The organism is Curtobacterium sp. C2H10 (genome assembly GCF_025407985.1).
GTDB lineage: Bacteria > Actinomycetota > Actinomycetes > Actinomycetales > Microbacteriaceae > Curtobacterium.
This window is the reverse complement of the sequence record NZ_JABXGF010000030.1, coordinates 20448-45233: the sequence shown is the minus strand read 5'-3', so window position 1 is coordinate 45233 and position 24786 is coordinate 20448. Positions and strand designations below refer to the sequence as shown.

At 70.3% G+C, this 24786-nt stretch carries 21 protein-coding genes; 20 read left to right on the top strand and 1 reads right to left on the bottom strand.

Features of this window, described 5'->3' with window-relative positions; translation table 11 throughout:
• The 3 genes from rho to prmC form a co-directional block, all read left to right on the top strand.
• A partial coding sequence (gene rho, locus HWD93_RS12080) for a transcription termination factor Rho (RefSeq protein WP_261646945.1) occupies positions 1-2035 on the top strand: 2035 nt, incomplete at its 5' end.
• Positions 2036-2038: 3 nt separating this feature from the next.
• A complete protein-coding gene (gene prfA / locus HWD93_RS12075) occupies positions 2039-3121 on the top strand; it encodes a peptide chain release factor 1 (RefSeq protein WP_070416296.1) in 1083 nt (360 codons plus the stop codon).
• 20 nt (positions 3122-3141) lie between these two features.
• On the top strand, positions 3142-4029 hold the full coding sequence (gene prmC / locus HWD93_RS12070; RefSeq protein ID WP_071296353.1) for a peptide chain release factor N(5)-glutamine methyltransferase: 888 nt from the start codon (positions 3142-3144) through the stop codon (positions 4027-4029).
• A 33-nt stretch (positions 4030-4062) separates the two neighbouring features.
• Here the strand turns inward: prmC and HWD93_RS12065 are convergent, their stop codons facing one another.
• Complete coding sequence (locus HWD93_RS12065; protein WP_254790918.1) at positions 4063-4710, bottom strand: HAD family phosphatase; 648 nt, start codon at positions 4708-4710, stop codon at positions 4063-4065.
• A gap of 37 nt (positions 4711-4747) precedes the next feature.
• On the opposite strand from HWD93_RS12065, the gene HWD93_RS12060 reads away from it, so the two are divergent.
• From HWD93_RS12060 to HWD93_RS11980, 17 genes are all read left to right on the top strand, one after another.
• Positions 4748-5422 carry an L-threonylcarbamoyladenylate synthase gene (locus HWD93_RS12060; RefSeq protein WP_070416294.1) on the top strand — a complete coding sequence of 225 codons (675 nt, stop codon included), beginning with the start codon at positions 4748-4750 and terminating at the stop codon, positions 5420-5422.
• Positions 5419-6645: an MraY family glycosyltransferase gene (locus HWD93_RS12055; RefSeq protein WP_070416293.1), complete on the top strand. Its 1227-nt coding sequence runs from the start codon at positions 5419-5421 to the stop codon at positions 6643-6645. The genes HWD93_RS12060 and HWD93_RS12055 overlap by 4 nt, the downstream gene beginning before the upstream one ends.
• Positions 6642-7121 carry a hypothetical protein gene (locus HWD93_RS12050; protein WP_229085036.1) on the top strand — a complete coding sequence of 160 codons (480 nt, stop codon included), beginning with the start codon at positions 6642-6644 and terminating at the stop codon, positions 7119-7121. Before HWD93_RS12055 ends, HWD93_RS12050 begins: the two co-directional genes overlap by 4 nt.
• 104 nt (positions 7122-7225) lie before the next feature.
• A complete protein-coding gene (gene atpB / locus HWD93_RS12045) occupies positions 7226-8086 on the top strand; it encodes a F0F1 ATP synthase subunit A (protein WP_374115161.1) in 861 nt (286 codons plus the stop codon).
• A 67-nt stretch (positions 8087-8153) separates the two neighbouring features.
• Complete coding sequence (gene atpE / locus HWD93_RS12040; RefSeq protein WP_070416292.1) at positions 8154-8390, top strand: ATP synthase F0 subunit C; 237 nt, start codon at positions 8154-8156, stop codon at positions 8388-8390.
• 9 nt (positions 8391-8399) lie between these two features.
• The gene (locus HWD93_RS12035; protein ID WP_070416291.1) at positions 8400-8963 is read left to right on the top strand and encodes a F0F1 ATP synthase subunit B; all 564 of its coding nucleotides are present in this window, start codon (positions 8400-8402) and stop codon (positions 8961-8963) included.
• 2 nt (positions 8964-8965) lie between these two features.
• Positions 8966-9760, top strand: a complete 795-nt coding sequence (locus HWD93_RS12030; RefSeq protein WP_070416290.1) for a F0F1 ATP synthase subunit delta — start codon at positions 8966-8968, stop codon at positions 9758-9760.
• A gap of 107 nt (positions 9761-9867) precedes the next feature.
• On the top strand, positions 9868-11496 hold the full coding sequence (gene atpA / locus HWD93_RS12025) for a F0F1 ATP synthase subunit alpha (protein ID WP_070416289.1): 1629 nt from the start codon (positions 9868-9870) through the stop codon (positions 11494-11496).
• Positions 11497-12399 (top strand): F0F1 ATP synthase subunit gamma, encoded by a 903-nt coding sequence (locus tag HWD93_RS12020; RefSeq protein ID WP_070416288.1) that lies wholly within the window; start codon positions 11497-11499, stop codon positions 12397-12399.
• 47 nt (positions 12400-12446) lie between these two features.
• Positions 12447-13901, top strand: coding sequence for a F0F1 ATP synthase subunit beta (gene atpD, locus HWD93_RS12015; RefSeq protein WP_022905457.1), 1455 nt, complete (start codon positions 12447-12449; stop codon positions 13899-13901).
• A gap of 1 nt (position 13902) precedes the next feature.
• Positions 13903-14166, top strand: a complete 264-nt coding sequence (locus tag HWD93_RS12010; RefSeq protein WP_022905458.1) for a F0F1 ATP synthase subunit epsilon — start codon at positions 13903-13905, stop codon at positions 14164-14166.
• Positions 14163-14936 (top strand): YaaA family protein, encoded by a 774-nt coding sequence (locus tag HWD93_RS12005; RefSeq protein ID WP_306577246.1) that lies wholly within the window; start codon positions 14163-14165, stop codon positions 14934-14936. The genes HWD93_RS12010 and HWD93_RS12005 overlap by 4 nt, the downstream gene beginning before the upstream one ends.
• Before the next feature lie 109 nt (positions 14937-15045).
• Positions 15046-15603, top strand: coding sequence for a hypothetical protein (locus HWD93_RS12000; RefSeq protein WP_261646944.1), 558 nt, complete (start codon positions 15046-15048; stop codon positions 15601-15603).
• A 54-nt stretch (positions 15604-15657) separates the two neighbouring features.
• On the top strand, positions 15658-16566 hold the full coding sequence (locus HWD93_RS11995) for a hypothetical protein (RefSeq protein ID WP_261646943.1): 909 nt from the start codon (positions 15658-15660) through the stop codon (positions 16564-16566).
• 3 nt (positions 16567-16569) lie between these two features.
• Positions 16570-17391 carry a PP2C family serine/threonine-protein phosphatase gene (locus HWD93_RS11990; RefSeq protein WP_070416284.1) on the top strand — a complete coding sequence of 274 codons (822 nt, stop codon included), beginning with the start codon at positions 16570-16572 and terminating at the stop codon, positions 17389-17391.
• 129 nt (positions 17392-17520) lie between these two features.
• On the top strand, positions 17521-18933 hold the full coding sequence (locus tag HWD93_RS11985; protein ID WP_071296246.1) for a serine/threonine-protein kinase: 1413 nt from the start codon (positions 17521-17523) through the stop codon (positions 18931-18933).
• A complete protein-coding gene (locus HWD93_RS11980) occupies positions 18930-24782 on the top strand; it encodes an Ig-like domain-containing protein (protein ID WP_261646942.1) in 5853 nt (1950 codons plus the stop codon). The genes HWD93_RS11985 and HWD93_RS11980 overlap by 4 nt, the downstream gene beginning before the upstream one ends.
• The last annotated feature ends 4 nt before the right edge of the window (positions 24783-24786 follow it).

Below are 24786 nucleotides of genomic sequence, written 5' to 3'. Positions count from 1 at the left end.
GGAGGATGCGCGCCCCACGCGCGAGGCCCCCCCCGCGGGCCGCGCCGCCCCCGCGGCCGGGCCCCCCGCGCCGGCCCACCCGACGCTGCCGGAGCCGACCGAGGCACCCGCTGCCGAGGCCCCCGCCGAGCAGCCGGCGTCCTCGCGGGCCCGCCGTTCGCGCCGTGCCTCGTCCGGCGGCACCGTGAGCGCCGCGCCGACCTCGGCCGCCGAGCACACCAACCACGGTCAGACCGGCACCGAGGACCTCCTCGCCGGGCTCGACCAGGTCCGCGCCGAGAAGGACGCCCAGGAAGCCGCGCAGACCGGCGGCCAGCGTCGTGGCCGCGGGCAGCGCGACCAGCAGAACGGCCAGCAGGCCGAGCGCACCGAGCGCTCCGAGCAGACGTCGGACCAGGCCGAGCAGCCGACCCAGCAGGACGCCGCGGGCGACCAGCAGGAGCAGTCCGCGCACGGCACCGAGTCGGGCGACCAGAACGACCAGCAGGGCGAGGGCGGCTCGCGCCGCGGTCGTCGCAGCCGTGGTCGCGGTCGTGGCCGTGGCCAGAACGCCGAGAACGGCGAGCAGGGCGGCGACCAGAACGGTCGCGACAACGCCCCGAAGACCGACGCGGCCCAGAAGAACGGCCAGAACGGCCAGGGCCAGCAGGGCGACCAGAAGAACGCCCAGCAGGACGACAAGAACGAGCAGAAGCAGAACGGCCAGCAGCAGAGCGGCCAGCAGAAGCAGCAGAGCCAGCAGGGTCAGCAGAAGCAGCAGCAGGCCCAGCCGAACGCCGACGAGACCGAGGGCGGCCGCAGCCGTCGCCAGCGTGACCGCAAGCGCGGCCGCGGCGGGCAGAACGACGAGTTCGAGCCGGAGATCACCGAGGACGACGTCCTCATCCCGATCGCGGGCATCCTCGACGTCCTCGACAACTACGCCTTCGTGCGCACGACCGGCTACCTGCCGGGCCCGAACGACGTCTACGTCTCCCTCGGCCAGGTGAAGAAGTACCACCTGCGCAAGGGCGACGCGGTCGTCGGTGCGATCAAGCAGCCGCGCGACAACGAACAGCAGAGCCGCCAGAAGTACAACGCGCTCGTGAAGGTCGACTCGGTCAACGGGCAGACCGCCGACGAGGCCGCCGCGCGCGTCGACTTCCAGGACCTCACCCCGCTGTACCCGAACGAGCGTCTCCGCCTCGAGACCGAGCCCTCGAAGCTCAGCACGCGGATCATCGACCTCGTGTCGCCGATCGGCAAGGGCCAGCGCGGCCTGATCGTCTCCCCGCCGAAGGCCGGCAAGACGGTCGTGCTGCAGGCCATCGCCAACGCGATCGCGAAGAACAACCCCGAGGCGCACCTCATGGTCGTCCTCGTGGACGAGCGGCCCGAAGAGGTCACCGACATGCAGCGCACGGTGAAGGGCGAGGTCATCGCCTCGACCTTCGACCGTCCGGCAGAAGACCACACCACGGTCGCCGAGCTCGCCATCGAGCGTGCGAAGCGCCTCGTGGAGCTCGGCCACGACGTGGTCCTGCTCCTCGACTCGATCACCCGTCTGGGCCGCGCCTACAACCTGGCGACGCCGGCCTCCGGTCGCGTCCTCTCCGGTGGCGTCGACTCGTCGGCCCTCTACCCGCCGAAGCGCTTCTTCGGCGCCGCGCGCAACATCGAGGACGGCGGTTCGCTGACCATCCTCGCGACGGCGCTCGTCGAGACCGGGTCGAAGATGGACGAGGTGATCTTCGAGGAGTTCAAGGGCACCGGCAACATGGAGCTCCGCCTCAACCGTCACCTGGCCGACAAGCGGATCTTCCCGGCCGTCGACGTCAACGCGTCCGGCACCCGTCGCGAGGAGCAGCTGCTCTCCGCCGACGAGGTCAAGATCACGTGGCGCCTGCGACGTGCCCTCGCCGGGCTCGACCCGCAGCAGGCCCTCGAGATCGTGCTGCGGAACCTCAAGGAGACGCAGTCGAACGTCGAGTTCCTGGTCCAGGTGCAGAAGTCGGTCCCCACGACCGGTGGGCACCACAACGGTCACCAGGAGTAACGCGTGTTCGAGTCGGTGGCAGGGCTGCTGGCGGAACACGAGGACCTGACGCAGCAGCTGTCGGACCCCGCGCTCCACGCCGATGCGGCCCGGGCGAAGAAGGTGAACCGGCGGTACGCCGAGCTCAACCAGATCAAGTCCGCGTACGAGTCCTGGAAGGCGGCGGGGGACGACCTCGCCGCCGCCCAGGAGCTCGCGCGTGAGGACGAGGCGTTCGCGGACGAGGTCCCGGCGCTCGAGGAGCAGCTGTCGGAGCGCCAGGAGCGTCTCCGCCGGCTGCTCATCCCGCGCGACCCCGACGACGGGCGCGACGTGATCATGGAGATCAAGGGCGGCGAGGGCGGCGAGGAATCGGCGCTCTTCGCGGCCGACCTCCTGCGCATGTACTCGCACTACGCCGAGTCCAAGGGCTGGAAGATCGAGATGCTCGAGCGCACCGAGTCCGACCTCGGTGGCTACAAGGACGTCCAGGTCGCGATCAAGTCGAACGCGACCGATCCGTCCCAGGGCGTCTGGGCGCACCTCAAGTACGAGGGCGGCGTGCACCGTGTGCAGCGGGTGCCGGCGACCGAGTCGCAGGGGCGCATCCACACCTCGACGACCGGCGTGCTCGTCTTCCCCGAGGTCGACGAGCCCGAAGAGGTCCAGATCAACCAGAACGACCTCAAGATCGACGTCTACCGGTCCTCCGGCCCCGGGGGACAGTCCGTCAACACGACCGACTCCGCGGTCCGCATCACCCACCTGCCCACGGGCATCACGGTCGCGATGCAGAACGAGAAGTCGCAGCTGCAGAACCGCGAGGCCGGCATGCGCGTGCTGCGTGCCCGCATCCTCGCGCGCCAGCAGGAGGAGCTCGACGCCATCGCCTCGGACGCGCGCAAGTCGCAGATCCGCGGCATGGACCGTTCGGAGCGCATCCGCACGTACAACTTCCCGGAGAACCGCATCGCGGACCACCGCACCGGGTACAAGGCGTACGACCTGGACCGCGTCATGAACGGTGCGCTCGAGCCCGTCATCCAGTCCGCCATCCAGGCGGACGAAGAGGCACGACTGGCCGCCATCGGCGACCAGGACGCGTGAGCGACGTCCCCTCGGACGGCCTGGAGGCGCGACCCGCCTCCGACACGCCCGTCGCGTTCGCCGCGGACCGCCTCCTGCGCGAGGCGGCCGCGGCGTTCGACGCGGCCGGCGTCCCGACCCCGCAGGTGGACGCGGAGCTGTTGCTCGCCTGGGCGACCGACACCTCGCGCGGCGCCGTGCAGGCCCGGGCGATGACCGGCGGCGCGATCGCCGCCGAGCACGTCGAGCGCTTCCGGCACGCCGTCGCCCGACGCGCCACCCGCGAGCCGCTCCAGCACATCACCGGCGAGGCGTACTTCCGGGCGCTGACCCTGGCCGTCGGACCCGGCGTGTTCGTGCCGCGGCCCGAGACCGAGGGCGTCGTGCAGTTCGGCATCGACGCACTCCGCGCGGTGCCCGTGGCGTCCCCGGTCGCCGTCGACCTCGGGTCCGGCAGCGGCGCGATCGCCATCGCCATGGACACCGAGGTGCCGAACGCGGTCGTGTACGCGGTCGAACGCTCGCCCGAGGCGCTCCCGTGGACGCGGCGCAACATTGATGCCCACGGCGGGACGGTCCGCCTCGTCGAGGGCGACCTCGCCGACGCACTGCCCGAGCTCGACGGCACGGTGTCGGTCGTCGTGTCGAACCCGCCGTACGTGCCCGACGACGCGGTGCCGATCGACCCCGAGGTCCGCGACCACGACCCGGCCGTGGCGCTCTACGGCGGTCCGGACGGACTCGACGCGGTGCGTGCCCTCGCCGACACCGCGTGGCGCCTGCTCGTCCCCGGGGGAGTCCTCGTCATCGAGCACGCCGAGCCGCAGGGCGCCGGCGTGCGTGAGGTCCTGGCGCGCCGGGGGTTCCGTTCCCCGGAGACGCACGTCGACCTGACGGGACGCGACCGCACGACCACGGCGACGCGCTAGGCGGGGTCGAGCCGCGCCTCCTGGACCCGGTGTCTAGACGCCAGCCGTCTCGTGCTGTTCCGCGACGAAGGCGAGGACGGCCTCGCGCAGGTCGGTGTGCTCCTCGACGAGCACCGCGTGGATGCCGACACTCTGCGCGCCCTCGACGTTGATCGGCATGTCGTCCGCGAAGAACGTGCGCTCGGCGGGCACGCCGTGGTGCTCGAGCGCGCGCCGGTAGACCTCCGGCTCGGGCTTGCGCGCCCCGAAGTTGCTCGTGGTGTCGAGGTGCTCGCCGAAGACCGGCGCGAGGGACGGCGCCCAGCGGTGGATCCACCGGCCGGCCAGCGGTCCGTTGTTCGTCAGGAGGCCGACGCGGCCGTGCTCGCTCGCGACGCGAACTGCCTCGATCCGGTCGGGCAGCTCGGTCATCGCGGCGCCGCGGATCCGCGCCCACTCGGTCTCGGGGACGTCGCAGCCCATGGCCTCGGCGAAGGCGGCGAGGTACTCGTCGCCGTCGGCGTACCCGCCTGCCTCGGCGCGCTGCTCGTTGCCGCAGTCCCACCACCGGCGACGGAGCTCCGCGAACTCGTGCCCGGTGAACTCGGCGAGTGCGGCCATCCGCACCTGCCAGTCGTACCGGACGAGGACCTCGTCCATGTCGAAGAGGAACAGGAGGCGGGGCGCAGGGGACTCGTTCACGATGCCACCCATTGTGTCGCACTATCATCGTCGAGTCATGGCATCCCGATACGACTGCACCGACTCCGACGGGCTCCTGACCGGGATGCGGCTCGCACGTGCCGCACTCGGGCGCGGAGAGCTCGTCGTGGTCCCCACCGACACCGTCTACGGCGTGGCCGCGGACGCCTTCAGCGCGGCCGCCGTCCAGCGACTGCTCGACGCGAAGGGACGCACCCGGCAGTCGCCGCCGCCGGTGCTCATCCCCGGACCGCCGACCCTGGACGCGCTCGCGAGCGACATCCCGCAGCAGGTGCGCGACCTCGTCGACGAGTTCTGGCCCGGCGGCCTCACCGTGATCCTCCGTGCGCAGCCGTCCCTCGACTGGGACCTCGGCGAGACACGCGGCACCGTGGCGCTCCGGATGCCGGACTCGCGGATCGCGCTCGAACTCCTGCAGGAGGTCGGTCCGCTCGCGGTGTCCTCGGCGAACACGACGGGGGACCCGGCCGCGATGGACGCCGACCAGGCCGAGGCGATGCTCGGCGACAGCGTCGCGGTGTACCTCGACGGGGGCTCGCTCGAGCCGCACGAGGGGTTCGCGGAGTCGACCGGTTCGACGATCGTCGACGCCACGGGGCTCTCCGACGGCGGGAAGCTCCGGATCGTCCGCCACGGTGTGATCCCGGACGAGGAGATCACCAGGGTCGTCGGAGCCGACCTCGTCGGATGAAGTACTACCTGCTCGCCGGGGCCATCGCGGCCGTGGTGAGCTTCTGCGTCAGCTGGATCGTCTGGAAGCTGGGGCTGAAGTACAAGTGGTACCCGAAGGTCCGCGAGCGGGACGTGCACCGCACGCCGACGCCCCGGCTCGGCGGCATCGCGATGTACATCGGCGTCATCGTGTCGCTGCTCGCGGCGTGGTTCCTCTTCCCGTCGATCGCCGGTACCGACTACTTCCGCTTGGTGTTCTCCGAGCCGGGTCGTGTGCTGGCGGTGCTCGGGGGAGCGACCATCATCGTGGTCCTCGGCGTCGCCGACGACATCTGGGACCTCGACTGGATGACGAAGCTCGCCGGGCAGATCATCGCCGCGGGGATCCTCGCCTGGCAGGGCGTGGCGATCGTGTCGCTGCCGATCGGCAACACGCTCGGGGTCGGGTCGTCCTACATGAGCCTGATCTTCACCGTGCTGGCGGTGGTGCTCGTCATGAACGCGGTGAACTTCATCGACGGCCTCGACGGGCTCGTCGCCGGCGTGGCGATCATCGCCGGCGGCGTGTTCTTCCTCTACACGTTCTTCATCAACCGCGTGGTCGTGCAGACGGAGTTCTTCTTCAACCTGCCGTCACTGCTCACCGCTGTGCTCGTCGGTGCCTGCTTCGGCTTCCTCATCCTCAACTGGCACCCCGCGAAGCTCTTCATGGGGGATGCCGGCGCCCTGCTCGTGGGCTTCCTGATGGCCACCAGCGCGGTCTCGGTCACGGGCAACATCGACCCGGCTGCGGTGCAGACACGCCAGGCGCTGCTGCCGGCGTTCATCCCGATCCTGCTGCCGTTCGCGATCCTCATCGTGCCGATCCTCGACTTCGGGCTCGCGGTCACGCGTCGGCTCAGTGCGGGCAAGTCGCCGTTCTCGGCCGACCGGAAGCACCTGCACCACCGCCTGCTCGACATGGGGCACTCGCACTTCCACGCCGTGCTCATCTTCTACGCGTGGACGGCCACCGTGGCGATCGGCTGCCTGCTGTTCCTCTTCGTGGACTGGTACTGGGTGGTCGTCTTCGTCGCCGTCGGCTTCATCGTCTGCGCCGTCGCCACCTTCGCCCCGCTCGGCCGCAAACGCGCCGAGTTCGCCGCACAGGTCGCCACCCGGTCCACCGCCGTGGTGGACGCCAGCCTCGACCCGCTCGACCGGGCCGCCAACGACCGCTCGATCCCAGGAGACAACTCGTGACCGCACCGAACGCGCTCGACCACGTCCGGCCGGTGTTCCGCCGCATCATCACCTGGGGCGCGCTCCTGGCCGTCGGACTCGCCGTCGTCGGGGGAGTCGTCGGACTGCTCGTCGCCGGCGGTCCCGGGCTCGCCGGTGGCCTGCTCGGAGCCGTCCTCAGCGTGGTGTTCCTCGGGCTGACCGCTGTGAGCGTGCTGGTGGCGCTGCGCGTCTCCAAGGGGCAGATGATCTCCGGCGCGTTCTTCGGGATCGTGATGGGCACGTGGCTGCTCAAGTTCGTCGTGTTCATCGTCGTGCTCGTCCTGCTGCGCGACCGCGCCTGGGTGGACTTCCCGGTGCTCGCGATCGCGATCATCGTCGGTGTCGTCGGCTCGCTCGTGATCGACGTGGTCGCGGTCGCGAAGGCCCGGATCCCGATCGGGGTCAGCCTCCCCGGAGACTCCGCGTCTCCTGAGAAGGACGCGCCCCGCAACTGAGAGCCCGGGAAGCCTCTCGCACCTGATAGGCTTCTCGGAGTCCGCGTCCGGAGCATTGCTCGGAGCGGACGAGCCTCCACAACGTCCACCATCGCGTGCCATGCGTGCGCGCGCCGACACAGGAGACAGCGCTGCTATCCCACGCTCTTCCCCTGTCCCTCACCGCTGCGGGTAACACCGTTGCGGCGGGGAGCAGCAAGGCCGCCGAGTTCCATGGTCCGTCGATCAACGAGTTCTTCCCGGATGCGATCTTCTTCGCCGGGACGCCCTTCGAGATCGACCGACTCGTCATCATCCGGTTCATCGCCGTCGCGGTCCTGCTGCTGATCGGCATCATCGGGACCCGTTCGCTCAAGCTCGTCCCCGGCCGCGGCCAGGCGCTCATCGAGTACGCGTTCGACGTCGTCCGCCGGAACACCTTCGACAACCTGGGTGAGAAGGACGGCAAGCGGTTCCTCCCGCTGCTGGCCACGATCTTCTTCTCCGTGCTGTTCCTGAACCTCACGGGTCTGATCCCGGGGCTCAACCTGCAGGGCACCAGCCGTATCGCGTACCCGATGATCCTCGCGATCGTCGCCTACGTGGCGTTCATCTACGCGGGTCTGCGCAAGCACCCGGGCACCTTCCTCCGGAACTCGCTGTTCCCGCCTGGTGTCCCGTGGTACCTGTACATCATCGTGACGCCGATCGAGCTCGTCTCGACCTTCGTGCTCCGTCCGGTGACGCTGACCCTGCGACTCCTGATGAACATGGTCGTCGGCCACCTGCTGCTCGTCCTCTTCTTCGCTGCCACGCAGTTCTTCTTCTTCGACGCCTCGCTCGGTTTCAAGGCGTTCGGAGTCGGGACGCTCGCGTTCGGCATCGCGTTCAGTTTCTTCGAGATCCTGGTCGCGCTGCTGCAGGCGTACGTCTTCATGCTGCTGACCGCTGTGTACATCCAGCTCGCGCTGGCTGACGAGCACTGACCAACGACCTGAACTGACCCCCAATACGGCACGGCATCCGCCGGGCCGCATCCTGAAAGGAAAACACGTGGACGCAACGACCGTTCTCGCGGAAATCTCCGGCAACATCGCGACGGTGGGCTACGGCCTCGCGGCGATCGGCCCGGCCATCGGCGTGGGCATCGTCGTCGGCAAGACGATCGAGTCCGTCGCTCGCCAGCCGGAGCTCCAGGGCCGCCTGACGACCCTCATGTACATCGGTATCGCCTTCACCGAGGCCCTCGCCTTCATCGGTATCGCGACGTACTTCATCTTCACCAACTAAGGCCTCTCGATGCAGAACGCACTCATCATCGCGGCCGAGGAGACGCACAATCCCCTCGTACCGCCGCTGTACGACATCGTGTGGTCCGCGGTGGCGTTCGTCGTCATCCTGCTGGTCTTCTGGCGGGTCATCATCCCGCGGATCACGAAGATGCTCGACGAGCGCACCGAGGCCATCGAGGGTGGCATCAAGAAGGCGGAGGCTGCTCAGGAGCAGGCCGCTGCCGCGCTCGACGAGTACAACAAGCAGCTCGCCGAGGCCCGTGCCGAGGCATCTCGCATCCGTGAGCAGGCCCGTTCCGACGCGAACGCGATCGGCAACGAGCTCCGCGAGCAGGCGCAGGCCGATGCAGCACGCATCACCGCCAACGCGCAGGCACAGATCGAGGCCGAGCGTCAGAGCGCGCTCCAGTCGCTCCGGACCGAGGTGGGCACCCTCGCCCTCGACCTCGCCTCCGGCGTGATCGGGGAGTCGCTCAAGGACGACGCCAAGTCGACCGCGGTCGTGGACCGGTTCCTCGCTGACCTCGAAGCCTCGCAGGGTTCGTCGGCATCGTCGGCCGGGGAGCGCTGAGCATGCGCAGCGCCACCAGGGAAGCACTGGCGTCGACGAGGGCGGTGCTCGCCGACCTCGGCGGTGCGGCCGACCTCGCCGCCGGTGCCGAGATCCTCGCCGCAGGGCGTGCGATCGCCGGTGCGCCGCAGCTGCTCGGTCTGCTGTCCGACCCGACGGCCGACCCGGCCGGCAAGAAGGTGGTCCTCGACCGCGTCTTCGCCGGCCAGTCGGCCGCGACGCGTGCGGTCCTGACCGCGGTGGCCGGCTCGCGCTGGTCCTCGCACCAGGACCTGCTCGTCGGCATCGAGGACGCGGGCATCCGCGCCGTCGCCGCCACGGCAGCGTCCGGCACGCCGATCGAAGCCGAACTGTTCTCCTTCGAGACCGCCGTCCGTTCGGACGCCGACCTCGAGCTGGCGCTGGGCACCAAGCTCGGCAGCCCGTCGGAGAAGAGCGCCCTCGTCGAGCGGCTGCTCGGCGGCAAGGCATCGGAGCAGACCATCGTGATCCTGTCGCACCTGGTGCAGCAGCCGCGTGGTCGTCGCATCGGTGAACTCGTCCGCGACGCCTCGCGCATCGTGGCCGAGCAGGCCGGCAAGCTCGTCGCGACGGTCATCACCGCGACGCCGCTCACGGACGGCCAGGCGGCTCGCGTCGCCCGTGCCCTCGCGGAGCAGCACGGCAAGGGCATCAGCATCAACCACGTGGTCGACCCTTCGGTCGTCGGCGGGGTCCGGGTGCAGATCGGCGGCGACGTCATCGACGGCACCGTGTCCACGCGGCTCTCGGAGCTCCGGCTCCAGCTCGCCGGCTAGGCGTACCGTCGAAGCCGCTCCTCCCAAGTCCACAACGGGAACTGCCGAGTCAGGCAGCGTCACCCTCTCGGAGCCGAAGGGCCCCGGAAACCAACAAGGAAAATCCCATGGCAGACATCACCATCAGCCCCGATGAGATCCGTGATGCCCTGAAGGACTTCGTCTCGAACTACGAGCCGACGAAGGCCTCCACGGCCGAGGTCGGGCACGTCATCGACGCCGGCGACGGCATCGCGCACGTCGAGGGCCTCCCCGGCGTCATGGCGAACGAGCTCATCCGCTTCGAGGACGGCACGCTCGGCCTCGCGCAGAACCTCGACGAGGACGAGATCGGCGCCATCGTGCTCGGCGAGTTCGCCGGTGTCGAAGAGGGCCAGGAAGTCACCCGCACGGGCGAGGTCCTCTCGGCTCCCGTCGGCGACGGCTTCCTCGGTCGCGTCGTCGACCCGCTCGGCGCCCCGATCGACGGTCTCGGCGAGATCCCGGCCGAGGGTCGTCGTGCCCTCGAGCTGCAGGCGCCCGGCGTCATGTCCCGCAAGTCGGTGCACGAGCCGCTCCAGACCGGCATCAAGGCCATCGACGCGATGATCCCCGTCGGCCGCGGTCAGCGTCAGCTGATCATCGGCGACCGCCAGACCGGCAAGACGGCCATCGCGATCGACACGATCATCAACCAGAAGGCCAACTGGGAGTCGGGCGACGAGGACAAGCAGGTCCGCTGCATCTACGTCGCCATCGGTCAGAAGGGCTCCACGATCGCCTCCGTCAAGGGTGCGCTCGAGGACGCCGGCGCGATGGAGTACACCACCATCGTCGCCGCCCCGGCCTCCGACCCGGCCGGCTTCAAGTACCTCGCCCCGTACACCGGCTCGGCCATCGGCCAGCACTGGATGTACCAGGGCAAGCACGTCCTGATCATCTTCGACGACCTGTCGAAGCAGGCCGAGGCCTACCGTGCGGTGTCGCTCCTCCTGCGTCGTCCGCCGGGCCGCGAGGCCTACCCGGGTGACGTCTTCTACCTGCACTCCCGCCTGCTGGAGCGTTGCGCGAAGCTGTCCGACGAGCTCGGCGCCGGTTCGATGACGGGTCTCCCGATCATCGAGACGAAGGCGAACGACGTCTCGGCGTACATCCCGACCAACGTCATCTCCATCACCGACGGCCAGATCTTCCTGCAGTCGGACCTCTTCAACGCGAACCAGCGTCCGGCTGTCGACGTGGGCATCTCGGTGTCCCGCGTCGGTGGTGACGCGCAGGTCAAGTCGATCAAGAAGGTCTCCGGCACGCTCAAGCTCGAGCTCGCGCAGTACCGCTCGCTCGAGGCCTTCGCGATGTTCGCGTCCGACCTCGACCAGGCGTCGCGTCGTCAGCTGGAGCGCGGTGCCCGTCTGACCGAGCTCCTCAAGCAGCCGCAGTACTCGCCGTACCCGGTCGAGGAGCAGGTCGTCTCGATCTGGGCCGGCACGAACGGCAAGCTCGACGAGGTCCCCGTGGCCGACGTCCTGCGCTTCGAGTCGGAGCTGCTCGACCACCTGCGTCGCAACTCGGATGTCCTGACGACGCTCCGTGAGACGAACCAGCTCAGCGACGACACCGTCGCCGAGATGACCAAGCAGATCGACGAGTTCTCCAAGAGCTTCCAGACGAGCGACGGCAAGACGCTCGGGTCCGAGCAGTTCGAGGCCGCTTCGGCCGACGACGTCGACCAGGAGCAGATCGTCAAGGGTCGTCGCTAGATGGCAGCGCAGGTCCGGGTCTACCGACAGCGAATCAAGTCCGCGAAGACCACGAAGAAGGTCACTCGCGCGATGGAGTTGATCTCGGCGTCGCGGATCCAGAAGGCGCAGGCCCGCATGGCCGCGTCGGGTCCGTACTCGCGGGCCGTGACGCGCGCGGTGTCGGCCGTGGCGACGTTCTCGAACGTCGACCACGTGCTGACCACCGAGCCGGAGTCGTCGACGCGTGCAGCCGTCGTGCTGTTCACGTCGGACCGCGGCCTGAACGGTGCGTTCAGCACGAACGTCCTCAAGCAGGGCGAGGAGCTCGCCTCCCTGCTCCGCAGCGAGGGCAAGGACGTCGTGTTCTACCTGGTCGGGCGCAAGTCCGTCGGGTACTTCGCGTTCCGTGAGCGCGAGTCGGAGCAGCAGTGGGTCGGCAACACCGACCAGCCGGAGTTCTCGACCGCGAAGTCGATCGGTGACGCCGTCGTGGCGAAGTTCCTGCAGGACACGGCCGAGGGTGGCGTGGACGAGATCCACATCGTCTTCAACCGCTTCCTGAGTCTCGCCACGCAGGAGCCGCAGGTCGTCCGGCTGCTCCCGCTCGAGGTCGTCGAGGGGGTCGAGGCGCCGTCGAACGACGAGCCGCTCCCGCTCTACGAGTTCGAGCCGGACGCCGACGCGGTGCTCGACGCGCTGCTCCCGGTCTACATCGAGAGCCGCATCTTCAACGCCATGCTCCAGTCGGCTGCTTCCGAGCACGCCGCCCGGCAGAAGGCGATGAAGGCGGCGAGCGACAACGCCGACTCGCTCATCCGCGACTTCACGCGTCTCGCGAACAACGCCCGACAGGCCGAGATCACCCAGCAGATCTCCGAGATCGTCGGCGGCGCCGACGCCCTCTCGTCGAAGAAGAAGTAGTCCGCGTCGTTCGCGGACAGTTACCCACCCTCAGGAAGGCACCAGCCATGACCGACACCGCAACCACCGCGGTCGAGACGTCGTCGGCGCCCGGTGTCGGCCGGATCGCCCGTGTCACGGGCCCCGTCGTCGACATCGAGTTCCCGCACGACGCCATCCCCGAGATGTACAACCTCCTGTTCACGACCATCACCATCGGTGACTCGTCGCAGGAGATCGGCCTCGAGGTCGCGCAGCACCTCGGCGACGACCTCGTCCGCGCCATCTCCCTGAAGCCGACCGACGGTCTGGTCCGTGGCCAGGAGGTCCGTGACTCGGGCGCTCCGATCTCGGTCCCCGTCGGCGACGTCACCAAGGGCAAGGTCTTCGACGTGCTGGGCAACGTGCTCAACACCGACGAGAAGCTCGAGATCACCGAGCGCTGGCCGATCCACCGCAAGGCCCCGGCCTTCGACCAGCTCGAGTCGAAGACCTCCATGTTCGAGACCGGCATCAAGTCGATCGACCTCCTCACCCCGTACGTGCAGGGTGGCAAGATCGGCCTCTTCGGTGGTGCGGGCGTCGGCAAGACGGTCCTCATCCAGGAGATGATCCAGCGCGTCGCGCAGGACCACGGTGGTGTGTCGGTGTTCGCCGGTGTCGGCGAGCGCACCCGTGAGGGCAACGACCTCATCGGCGAGATGGAAGAGGCGGGCGTCTTCGACAAGACTGCCCTCGTGTTCGGCCAGATGGACGAGCCGCCGGGAACGCGTCTGCGCGTGGCCCTGTCGGCGCTGACGATGGCGGAGTACTTCCGTGATGTCCAGAAGCAGGACGTGCTCCTCTTCATCGACAACATCTTCCGCTTCACGCAGGCCGGCTCCGAGGTCTCCACGCTGCTCGGCCGCATGCCGTCCGCGGTGGGCTACCAGCCCAACCTCGCCGACGAGATGGGTGTGCTCCAGGAGCGCATCACCTCGACGCGTGGTCACTCGATCACCTCGCTGCAGGCGATCTACGTGCCGGCTGACGACTACACCGACCCGGCGCCGGCGACCACGTTCGCGCACCTCGACGCCACGACCGAGCTGTCGCGTGAGATCGCTTCGCAGGGTCTCTACCCGGCGATCGACCCGCTGACGTCGACCTCGCGGATCATGGACCCCCGTTACCTGGGTGCCGACCACTACGAGACGGCCACGCGCGTCAAGCAGATCCTCCAGAAGAACAAGGAACTGCAGGAGATCATCGCCATCCTCGGTGTCGACGAGCTCTCCGAAGAGGACAAGATCACGGTCGAGCGCGCTCGTCGTATCCAGCAGTTCCTCTCGCAGAACACGTACATGGCGAAGAAGTTCACGGGCGTCGAGGGTTCGACCGTCCCGCTGAAGGACACCATCGAGTCCTTCCGCGCCATCGCCGACGGCGAGTTCGACCACGTGGCCGTGCAGGCCTTCTTCAACGTCGGTGGCATCAACGACGTCGAAGAGAAGTGGGCGCAGATCCAGAAGGAGAACCGCTGACATGGCGGCACTCACCGTGAGCGTCGTCTCGGCCGACCGTGAGGTCTGGTCGGGCGACGCCACCATGGTCGTCGCTCGCACGACGGAGGGCCAGATCGGTATCCTCGCGGGACACGAGCCGCTGCTCGCGACCCTCGCGCAGGGACAGGTCCGCATCACCCGAGCCGACGGCTCGACGGTGGCGGCGGACGCCGAGGACGGCTTCCTGTCGGTCGAGCACGACACGGTCACGATCGTGGCGCGGCAGGCCGCGCTGGCGTCCTGACCGGACTGACCGTCCTCCTCCCGCCTTCGGAGACGAAGCGGGAGGGCGGGGACACGGACCGCACGCTCGACCTGCGTGCGCTGTCGTTCCCGGAACTGGCTGCTGAACGGGCCGCGGTGACCACCGCGGCCCGTTCCGTCAGTTCCGAGGAGTCCTCGGCCCGGACGGCGCTGAAGCTCGGCCCGAAGTCGATCGGGGAGCGGTTCCGCAACCTCGAGCTCGACACGTCGGGCACGATGCCGGCCATCGACCGGTACACGGGTGTGCTCTACGACCCGCTCGGCTCGCTCGACGCGGACGCTGCGACGCGTGCGTGGTGGTTCGAGCACGTGGTCGTGCAGTCCGCGATGTTCGGCCCCGTCCGCGGTGGCGATCTCGTCCCGGCCTACCGGCTCTCCCACGACTCGCGGCTCGGGTCCGTCCGGCTCGCGTCGCACTGGCCGGAGCCGTCCGCCCGGGTGCTCGCGGCACACACGGCGGACGGGCTCGTGCTCGACCTGCGTTCCGAGGGGTACCGGCAACTCGGCCCCGTCACGGGCGCGGTCGTCCCGCGCGTCGTGAGCGTCGACGGTTCCGGCCGGCGCAAGGCGCTGAACCACTGGAACAAGACCGCGAAGGGTCGCCTGGTCGCGCTCCTCGCCCGGACGGGCGCGGCGGCCACGACGACGGCCGAGCTGCTCGACTGGGCCGGCGCGCACGGTGTCGTCCTCGAGGAGCACGACGGCTCGTGGGACCTCGTCGCGGAGAGCCTCGAGCCCGCGACGGTCTGATCCCGGTTCCGCCCCGCTCGTCCTCCACAGGACGGGTGGGGCGGGTCGCGTCCCACAGGTGCCCACGTCGGCGGGTCCAGGAGGCGCGGCGTGCGTTTCGATGACGTGCATGATCCCCGTCACGACACGAAGCCACCCCGACGCCGCAGTGCGCTACCCGCGCGAGATCGCGGCCGCCGTCACCCTCCCCGCCGCCTGCGCGGCCCTCGTCGCGCCCGGCGACGCACCGTCGTCGCGTGGTGCGTCGATCGCGGTCGTCACGGCGTGCGGAGCACTGGCGACCCGGCTCGCGGTGATCCGGTTCCTCGCCGACCCCGGGCCGATCGAGCCCCGTGCGGTGGCCGCCTTCGACCCCTTCTCCGACCCGACACCGCCGGCGCTGTGCGGGTTCGGTCCCGAGCCGGACCGGGCGCGACTCCGGACCGCGGGTGACCGGTGCGCCGATGCCTGGCGGCACTGGCGTGCGGAGGACCCGTCGGCCGACTCGGCTGCCGGCGCCGCGGGGGCGTTGGCCGTGGCGGCGTGGTGCTCCTGGGCGCTCGGGTCCGCCGCGCGGGCACAGACGCGGGCGCAGCACGCCCTCGACACCCGGGCGGACGATCCGTTGGCGGGCCTGGTGCTGCGCTCGGTCCGGGCGGGGAGCGGTCCCGCGTGGGACCGTGGATGACGGTCGGCGGACAGGATCGTCTACGGTTGTCTCGACCACGCTTGGAGGGCTCGGGTGCGCGACGACGACATCGACGACACGGTCGTCCGTCGACCCTGCGCCGCCGCGTCCCACGAACCGGTGCACGCGTCGGTGGACGACCTGTTGGGCGACACCGTGATCCGTCCGGTCCCGCCAGTCCCCGGTGCGTCCCGAGTCCCGAGCGCTCCGACCGCCGACTCGGTCGACGACACGGTGATCCGTCCGGTGCCGCCGTTGCCGGCCGCGCCGGTGGTGCACGGCGTCTCGGAAGCGCAGGACGTCGACGACACGGTGATCCGTCCGGTGCCGCCCGTGCCGGGTGCGCCTGCCGCTCCGGCGACCGGTTCCCTCGACGACACGGTGCTGCGGCCCGGTCGCGCGCCGCGCCCGGAGGGCGGGTCGATCGACGACACCGTGGTCGGGGCCCGGACGCACCCCACCACCCAGGACGGGACGCCCGTCGGGGGCGAGCCGCGCCTCCCGTCCGACGTCCCCGCACCGACGACCAGGGTGCCGTCCGTGCGGATCGGTGACCGCGTCATCCGGCTCGACCACCCCGTGATCGTCGGCCGGCGGCCCGCGCTGCCGCGGATCCTGCGCGGTCCGGCTCCCGAACTGGTGTCCGTCCCGTCGTCGAGCGGCCAGGTGTCGTCGTCGCACGTGATGCTGCACGCCGAGGGCGAAGCCGCCGTGGTCGACGACCTCCGGTCCACCAACGGGACCGTCGTGCGGCCCGCCGGGTCGGCGCCGTTCCGGATGCCGGCGGGTGCGTCGAACGTCGTGCTGACGGGTACGGTTGTCGAGATCGGTGACGGCAACGTGATCGAGGTCCTCTCGCCACACCTGCGGGTCGCACCGTCGTCGAGGGACCTCCCACCCCTTCCCACGTGGCCGACCGACCCACCCGCCGGCACGCCCCGAACCCCCAGAGAGCGATCCTGAAACGTGACCGAACTCGGCCGAGCAGCGACTGCGCACGCCATCGACGTCCCCGGTGCCGACGGCGCCACCCTGACGCTCTCGTGGGGAGCCGCGACCGACGTCGGTCGGCGCCGTGACCACAACGAGGACAGCTACATCGTCGGGGCGCCGTTCTTCGTCGTCGCTGACGGGATGGGCGGCCACCTCGCGGGCGACCGTGCGAGCGACGCGGTGGTCCGCCGCCTCGAGCAGGCGACGGAGAGCGCGTTCACGACGCGGCAGTCCATCCAGCGGGCGCTCCTGCTCGCCACCGCCGACATCGAGCGCGCAGCGGGCGGCAACGCGATCGGCGCCGGGACGACCGTCACCGGCATCGCGCTCGTCGCCGCGCAGGGACAGCCGGCTGCGCTCGTCTTCAACGTCGGCGACTCCCGGACCTACCGGATCGAGGGCGGCGTCCTCCGACGCGTCACCGTCGACCACTCGGTCGTGCAGGAGATGGTCGACGCCGGCCTCCTCCGCGCCGAGGATGCCGAGCGGCACCCGGACAGCAACGTGATCACGCGGGCCGTGGGCTTCGGCGAACCGCCGGAGCCGGACTGGTGGACCCTGCCGCTCCGTGCGGGGGACCGGTACATCGTGTGCTCGGACGGGCTCACCAAGGAACTCGGCGACGCCGGCATCGCCCGGATCGCCGCACGCGTGCCGGCGGCGCAGGACCTCGCCGAGCGTCTTGTGGGCGACGCGGTCGTCGCGGGCGGTCGGGACAACGTGACGGTCGTCGTCCTCCAGGTGGACGACGCCCCGGACGACGGCGACGTGGAGGACACGCTGCCGCGGCACTGAGTGCCCCCCGAACTGGGGGACGGGTGACCTCGGGCTGCGCGCAGTGTGCGGAATGTCGGTCACCCACGGTTCGTACAATGGCATGGCCGTGACGAGAGAGCTGGCCGCTCGGCCGGGGAGGAGGGGACGATGGCGCGACGCCTGCCGTCCACCCCGCCCGTCATCGCGGGCTTCAGCCCCGTGCACGTCCTCGGTTCCGGTGGCTTCGCGGACGTCTTCCTCTACGAGCAGGACATGCCGCGCCGGCAGGTCGCCGTGAAGGTCCTGCTCGACGAGGTCGTGGACGACCGCGTCCGGCAGATGTTCCAGGCCGAGGCGAACCTGATGGCGCGACTCAGCACGCACCCGTCGATCCTCACGGTGTTCCAGGCGAGTGTGGCCTCCGACGGCCGGCCGTACCTGGTGATGGAGCTCTGCTCGTCATCCCTCAGCGAGCGGTACCGCCGTGAGCCGATCCCCGTGTCCGAGGTCCTCGCGATCGGCATCCGCATCGGATCCGCGCTCGAGACCGCGCACCGTGAAGGCGTGCTGCACCGCGACATCAAGCCGTCGAACATCCTGCTCACGGCGTACGGCAACCCGGTACTGTCCGACTTCGGCATCGCGGCGACCATCGGCGAGGCCGACCCCGACGAGCCGATCGGCATGTCGATCCCGTGGTCCGCGCCCGAGGTGCTCATCGACGAGTCCCGCGGCACAATCCAGTCCGAGGTCTACTCGCTGGCGGCGACGGTCTTCTCCCTGCTCGCGGGCCGGAGCCCCTTCGAGGTCCGCGGCGGCAAGAACGGCGCGGCCGACCTCATGGGGCGCATCGACAAGGGCGGTGTGAAGCCCACCGGGCGGACCGACGTCCCGCCGTCGCTCGAGCGGCTGCTCGCATCCGCGATGTCGCGCAAGGTCGCCGGTCGGCCGTCCACCGTCATGGAGCTCGTCCGTGGGTTCCAGCAGGTCGAGGCCGAGCTCGGCATCCCGCAGACCTCGGCGGACGTCGCGGTCGAGGCGTGGGCCGTCGCGACGCCGACACCGCACGGTGACCGGACGATGATCCGCGAGCTGCAGCCCCCGACCCGCGTGGGTGCACGTCGGCGCACGCGCAAGGCGCTGCAGGGCGGATCGGCGGGGGCCGCGGCGCAGAGCGTCGGCACCGTCCACCGCACCGGCTCCGTCACGCGCGCCCGCCGCCGCACGCGGTCGACGTTGGTCTGGGCGACCTCGATCGCGGTCGTGGTGGTCGCCGCACTCGCCGTCGCCACCGTGCTCGTCATCGGTCGCCTCGGCTCCGGCGCGATCCCGGTGGTCGCCGACGTGCGCGCCGAGCCGTCACCGTCGTCCGTGACCTTCACCTGGGCCGACCCGGGCCTGCGCACGGGGGACACCTACGTCATCTCGTCGAACGGTGCGGCGAGCCAGCAGACCGGCACCAGCTTCGTCGTCTCGGGTCAGAAGGGCGACGAGGAGTGCATCGCCGTCGCGGTCAACCGTGACGGCAAGACCGGGGTCGCGAGCGCCCAGAAGTGCGCCACGATCGGGAGCGCCGGGTGATCCGGGCGTTCCTCGCCAAGCACCGGTCCGCAGCGGTGACGGTCGGCGCCTCGGTCGTCGTCGGCGCGGTCGTCGCCACCGCGGCCATCGCGTCGACCGGGTACCACACGCAGCGGGTCGACCTCGGTGACGGCACCGTGTGGGTGCCGTCCGCCGAGTACGGTGCGGTCGGCCGGGCGAACACCGGGGTCCTGCAGCTCAACACCGCCGTCGAGACCGCGAGCGACGACCTGTCCGTCCTGCAGCGCGGCTCCACGGTCTACAGCGTCGACGAGACGAAGGGCACGGTCGCGAAGGTCGACGTGGCCGACGCCACGGTGGCCGACCCGGTCACGCTGCCGGCCGGGACGCCGCAGGTCTTCTTCGCGGGGTCCACGGCGGTCATCGGCAACGGGGACACCGGCGAGCTCTGGGCGACCCCGGCGAAGGACCTCGGCGAGTTCGACGCGTCGACGAAGGCCGACCTGACGCTCGGCGCCGACGCCGTCTTCGACGCCTCGGACGACCACGTCGCCGTCTACTCGCCGAAGACCGGCACCGCTGCACTCGTCGACGTCGGCACCACGCCGACGGTCGCGAAGCGGTGGACGGTGAAGATGGACCGCGCCGACGACTTCCAGGTCGCGTCCTTCGGGGACCACCTGGCCGTGCTCGACCGCAGCTCGGGCCGGATGTCGGTGGACGGTCGCACGGTCGACCTCGGTGACCGCGTCGGCAGTGCACCCGCCCTGCAGCACTCGACGGACAGCTCGTCCGAGGTCGTCGTCGCCGGCACCGCCGGACTCGTCCGTGTCTCGGCATCCGGCGACGTCAGCAGCACTGCGATGCAGGTCTCCGGTCGTGCTGCACGACCGATGGTCGTCGGCTCCTGCACGTACGCGGCGTGGGCCGGCGGGCAGGCGATCGACACCTGCAAGGGGTCCGGCCTGCAGCGACTCGCGAGCACCGCGGGCACCGGTGACCTGCAGATCCTGCACAACGGCGAGACGGTCGTCGCGAACGACCCGCAGAGCGGGCGCTCCTGGGCGATCGACCGGAGCGGACAGCTCATCGACAACTGGGCCGACCTCATCAAGAAGGACGAGGACCAGCAGCAGGAGCAGGTGTCCGACGACGACCCCGAGGTCGAGAAGGACCAGAAGCCGCCGGTGGCGGTCGACGACGACCTGGGCGCTCGTCCGGGACGCACCACGAGCCTCCCGGTCCTGCTGAACGACTACGACCCGAACGGCGACCCGATCGTCGTGAGCGAGGTCGGGAAGATCGACGACGCCGTCGGCGACGTCGCGATCGTCGGCGACGGCCAGCGCCTGCAGATCACGCTGTCCGGCCGCGCCACCGGGACCGTCTCCTTCCCGTACACGATCACGGACGGCAACGGCGGGTCGGACACCGCCACCGTCCGGGTGACCGTCCGCCCCGACTCCGAGAACGACCCGCCCCGACAGGTCCGCGACACCTCGGCCGACGTCGTGCAGAACGGGCACGTCGTCTCGAACGTGCTCGGCGACTGGGTCGACCCCGACGGCGACCCGGTGTACCTCAAGTCGGCGACCGCGGCTGACGGCGACCGCGTGTCGACGACACCCGACGGGCTGCTGGACTACCGGAACGCGAGCGCGCGGACCGGCGACCGCGCCGTGCAGCTCGTCGTGAGCGACGGGCGTGCGGACGGTCGGGGCTCGGTCACGGTCCACGTGGCGAAGCAGGGCAGCGTGCCGCTCTACGCCGACCCGTTCCCCGTGCAGGGGTACGCGGGCAAGGCGTTCACGGTGGACCCGCTCGACCACGTCCGCGGCGGGAACGGCACCGTCACGCTCACGAGCGTGTCGTCGTCGACCGGCCTCACCGTCACCCCGAGCTACGACTCCGGCACGTTCCGCGTGCAGGGCGCCGGCGCGGGGGACCACCAGCTCGAGTACACCGTGACCGACGGCACGAAGACGACGAGCGGCATCGTGCGCGTCACGATCCTCGCGCCGCCGGACGCCTCGACCGCGCCGATCACGACGCCGAAGACCGTGTTCGTCAACACCCTGTCGACGAAGGACACCGACGTCACCGCCACAGACATCGACCCGGCCGGCGGCGTGCTGCTCGTGACCGCGCTCGACGGTCCGGGCCGTGGATCCGGGGTCGAGGCGAGCATCCTCGACCAGCACACCGTCCGGGTCACGCTCACCGCGCCGCTCGACGGTCCGGTCTCCTTCGGCTACACCGAGACGAACGGACTCGCCTCGGCGACCGGCACGATCACGGTCGTCGAGATCCCCAAGCCGGACCGGATCCAGCCGCCAGTGGCGCAGCCGGACGCCGCGACCGTGCGGGTCGGCGACGTGGCGAACATCGACGTGCTCGACAACGACACCCAGCCCGAGGGGGAGCCGCTCACGCTGCAACCCGACCTCGTGCAGAACGTCCCCGGCGACGGTGGCCTGCTGTTCGTCTCGGGCGACCACCTGCGGTACCTCGCCCCGAAGACCCCGGGCAACTACACCGCCGTGTACCGGGTCGCCGGGCCCGACGGCCAGTACGCCGACGCGACCGTCTCGATCTCGGTGCGCGAGCAGGACGCCGCGACGAACAACCCGCCCGTCCCGCAGACGGTGACCGCGCGGGTCGTCGCCGGGCAGTCCGTCCGGGTGTCCATCCCGTTGAACGGGATCGACCCCGACGGTGACTCGGTGCAGCTCGTCGGTGTCGCGTCGAACCCCGACAAGGGCTCCGTCGCCGACGTGTCGTCCGACTCGCTGACGTACGAGGCCGGCGACTACTCCGCCGGCACCGACGAGTTCACGTACACGGTCGTCGACGCGCTCGGCGCCCGTGCGACCGGCACCGTGCGTGTCGGCATCGCGCCCCGCGCAGAACAGGCGTCGAACCCCGTCGCCGAAGCCGACCACGTGACCATCCGGCCCGGCGGCTCGGTGACCGTGCGGGTGCTGCAGAACGACTCCGACCCCGAGGGTGGCCAGCTCACCGTCACGAAGGCCGAGCCCACCGCCGAGTCGGTCTCCGCCAAGATCCTGCAGAAGCAGCAGATCCGGGTCACACCGCCGAAGACCGCGAAGAACGGCGACTACGCCGTGCTGTACACGGTGACGAACGAGAACGGCGGAGCGAGCACGGCCTTCCTCACCGTCACGGTCGACCCCGACGCCCAGCCGCTGCGGCCCGAGGTCGACGACACCACGCTCGACCTGCAGGACATCCTGCACCGGCAGAGCGTCACGGTCGACGTCCTCGAGAACGTCTTCTTCGCCGAGGGGACCACGGCCGACCTGAAGGTCGGTGTCGTCGACGGCTACGGCGACAACGCCCGCACCACCGACGACGGGCGCATCGTCGTCCGGCTCTCCGACGACTCGCAGGTGATCCCGTTCTCGGTCGCCCGCGTCGACCACCCGGACATCGTGTCCTACGGGTTCATCCACGTGCCCGGCTTCGACGACGCCCTGCCGCAGGTCAACCGGACCGCCGGTGCGATCACGGTGAAGAGCGAGGCGACGGTCCGGATCCCGCTGTCGAAGTACGTCGTCACAGCGAACGGGCAGACCGCCAAGATCACCGACCGCGGCACGGTGAAGGCGACGCACGCGAACGGGCAGAGCCTCGTCGTCGACTCCTCGACGCTGCAGTTCACCTCGTCGAAGCTCTACTACGGGAACGCCTCCATCTCGTTCGAGGTCACCGACGGCTCGAACGCCAACGGCGGCAAGGGACGCGTCGCGACGCTCGTGCTGCCGGTCAAGGTCACGCCCCGGTCCAACCAGCCGCCAGCGTTCACCGGCTCCGCCGTCGACATGCAGCCGGGGGAGTCGCGCGTGATCGACCTCAGCAAGCTGACCGACTACCCGTACCCGCAGGACCTCCCCGAGCTCAAGTACTCCGTCGTCAGCAAGCCGAGCGACGGCACCACCGCCATGATCAGCGGGCAGAACCTGACGATCAAGGTCGCCGACACCGCGAAGAAGAACACGACCGCCTCGATCGGCATCGGGGTCGCCGACGACGCCAACGCCGGCCGGTCCGGGGTCGTGAGCGTCGACGTCGTCGCCTCGACGCGGCCGCTCGTGCAGCCCGGGGCGGACAAGTCCGTCACGAAGCGTGGCCAGACGACCACGATCGACGTCCTCGCCAACGACCAACCGACGAACCCGTTCCCTGGCCAGCGGTTGCGCGTCGTGAACATCCGCGGCCTCGGCGGCGGGCTTCCCGGCGGCGTGACCGTCACGCCGAGCGCCGACAAGTCGCGGCTGCAGGTCAGTGTCTCCGACAGCGCGAAGCCCGTCGACACGCACCTGCAGTACCAGGTCGCCGACGCCACCGACGATCCGGATCGGTACGTGTGGGGCGACGTGACGATCTCGGTGCAGGACGTCCCGGACGCACCCGGTGCTCCCACCCGCACCGGATCGTACGAAGGCGGGCAGGCGACCCTGACGTGGTCGACGCCGCAGGCGAACAACTCGCCCATCACCGGCTACCGACTGCAGGGCACGAACGGGGTGTCGAAGGACTGCGGGACGGCGACGGTCTGCACGATCAAGGGGCTCGACCCGAAGGGCTCCTACCAGTTCTCCGTCGTGGCCACGAACGCCGTCGGCGACTCGGCCGCCTCCGCGAACTCCGCGCCGATCAGCGCCGACTTCGTCCCCGCGCCGCCCACCGGCATCAGCGTCACCCCGAGCAAGAGCACGCCGAACCAGCTTGACGTGACCTGGAACGCGGTCGCGGCGCCGAACAACGGCAGCGCCGTGGACAACTACGTCGTCTCGATCGAGGGGCCGGACCTGTCGACGACCCGCAGCACGGGCACGGCCACGAACACGTCCTTCACGGGGGCGCAGAGCGGGGCGCAGTACACGGTGACGGTGTCCGCCCGGAACGGCGCCGACCGCAACGGGACCGTGGTGCAGTGGAACTCGGCTTCGGCGACCGGCTCCGCCGTGGGCGTGCCGGGCAAACCGACCAACGTCTCCGCCGTGGCGGGGAAGAACCCGGACCGGGACGGCAAGTCGTCGGTCACCGTCACGTGGAGCGCCGCCGACCTCGCCGGCGGGACGAGCGGCTCCTACAACGCGTTCCGTGGCGCGCAGAGCGACTGCACCGCCCGAGGCTCGCTCGGCCAGACGAGTCCCGCGAGTGACTCCGGCGTCGGCGGCGGGACGGCGACCTACTCGGTGACCGTCTGGAACGGCTACTTCTGCAACGCGCAGACGACGACCACCCAGACGTACGAACGTCCTTCGGGTACCTCGACCCCTGCGGTGTTCCTCACGTCGGACAGCTCCTCGACCCCGGACGTGGTCGTCGCCGCTCCGACGACCCCGGTCGACCATTACCAGCTGGAGGTGGGCGGCGCTCCGATCACGCTGCAGCCCGGACAACGGTGGAGCGGGGTGCCCGGTGACGGTGCCCGGAACGTCGCGGTCGCGATGACACTGCGCGCGTGTGGGAGCCCCGGCTCGAACTTCTGCACGACGGACGACGGCTCCTCGTACACCGCGAACATCGCCGCGCTCGACGCGACGTCCTCGGTGACGAGCGCGCAGCTGACCAAGCCGATCACGGTGAGCGGGCCGACGTCCTCGGCGGTGTCCGTGCGGTACACCGCCTACTGGTACTCGACCGACGACGGCAGCGGCTTCCCGCGGACGGACTCGTGGGACGCGGCTGCTGCCGCTCCACAGCCGCCGGACGATCTGCTCTTCACCGCGAAGTCGGTCCGAGTCCGCGCAGAGGTGACCTTCGCCGACAACGGGACGCTGACGACGAACGGCGACTACTCACCGTTGGCAGCCGTCGCTCCGGCGCCCGCTGACTCCGGAAACGCGGCGGGCAACTGAGCAA

Excerpts from the sequence above, each read along its gene's own strand:
- HWD93_RS12030 (WP_070416290.1), top strand. The coding sequence starts at position 8,966 with ATGCGCAGCGCCACCAGGGAAGCACTGGCGTCGACGAGGGCGGTGCTC.
- HWD93_RS12035 (WP_070416291.1), top strand. The coding sequence starts at position 8,400 with ATGCAGAACGCACTCATCATCGCGGCCGAGGAGACGCACAATCCCCTC.
- HWD93_RS12055 (WP_070416293.1), top strand. The coding sequence starts at position 5,419 with ATGAAGTACTACCTGCTCGCCGGGGCCATCGCGGCCGTGGTGAGCTTC.
- HWD93_RS12000 (WP_261646944.1), top strand. The coding sequence starts at position 15,046 with ATGATCCCCGTCACGACACGAAGCCACCCCGACGCCGCAGTGCGCTAC.
- HWD93_RS12020 (WP_070416288.1), top strand. The coding sequence starts at position 11,497 with ATGGCAGCGCAGGTCCGGGTCTACCGACAGCGAATCAAGTCCGCGAAG.
- HWD93_RS11985 (WP_071296246.1), top strand. The coding sequence starts at position 17,521 with ATGGCGCGACGCCTGCCGTCCACCCCGCCCGTCATCGCGGGCTTCAGC.
- atpD (WP_022905457.1), top strand. The coding sequence starts at position 12,447 with ATGACCGACACCGCAACCACCGCGGTCGAGACGTCGTCGGCGCCCGGT.
- atpA (WP_070416289.1), top strand. The coding sequence starts at position 9,868 with ATGGCAGACATCACCATCAGCCCCGATGAGATCCGTGATGCCCTGAAG.
- HWD93_RS12010 (WP_022905458.1), top strand. The coding sequence starts at position 13,903 with ATGGCGGCACTCACCGTGAGCGTCGTCTCGGCCGACCGTGAGGTCTGG.
- HWD93_RS12060 (WP_070416294.1), top strand. The coding sequence starts at position 4,748 with ATGGCATCCCGATACGACTGCACCGACTCCGACGGGCTCCTGACCGGG.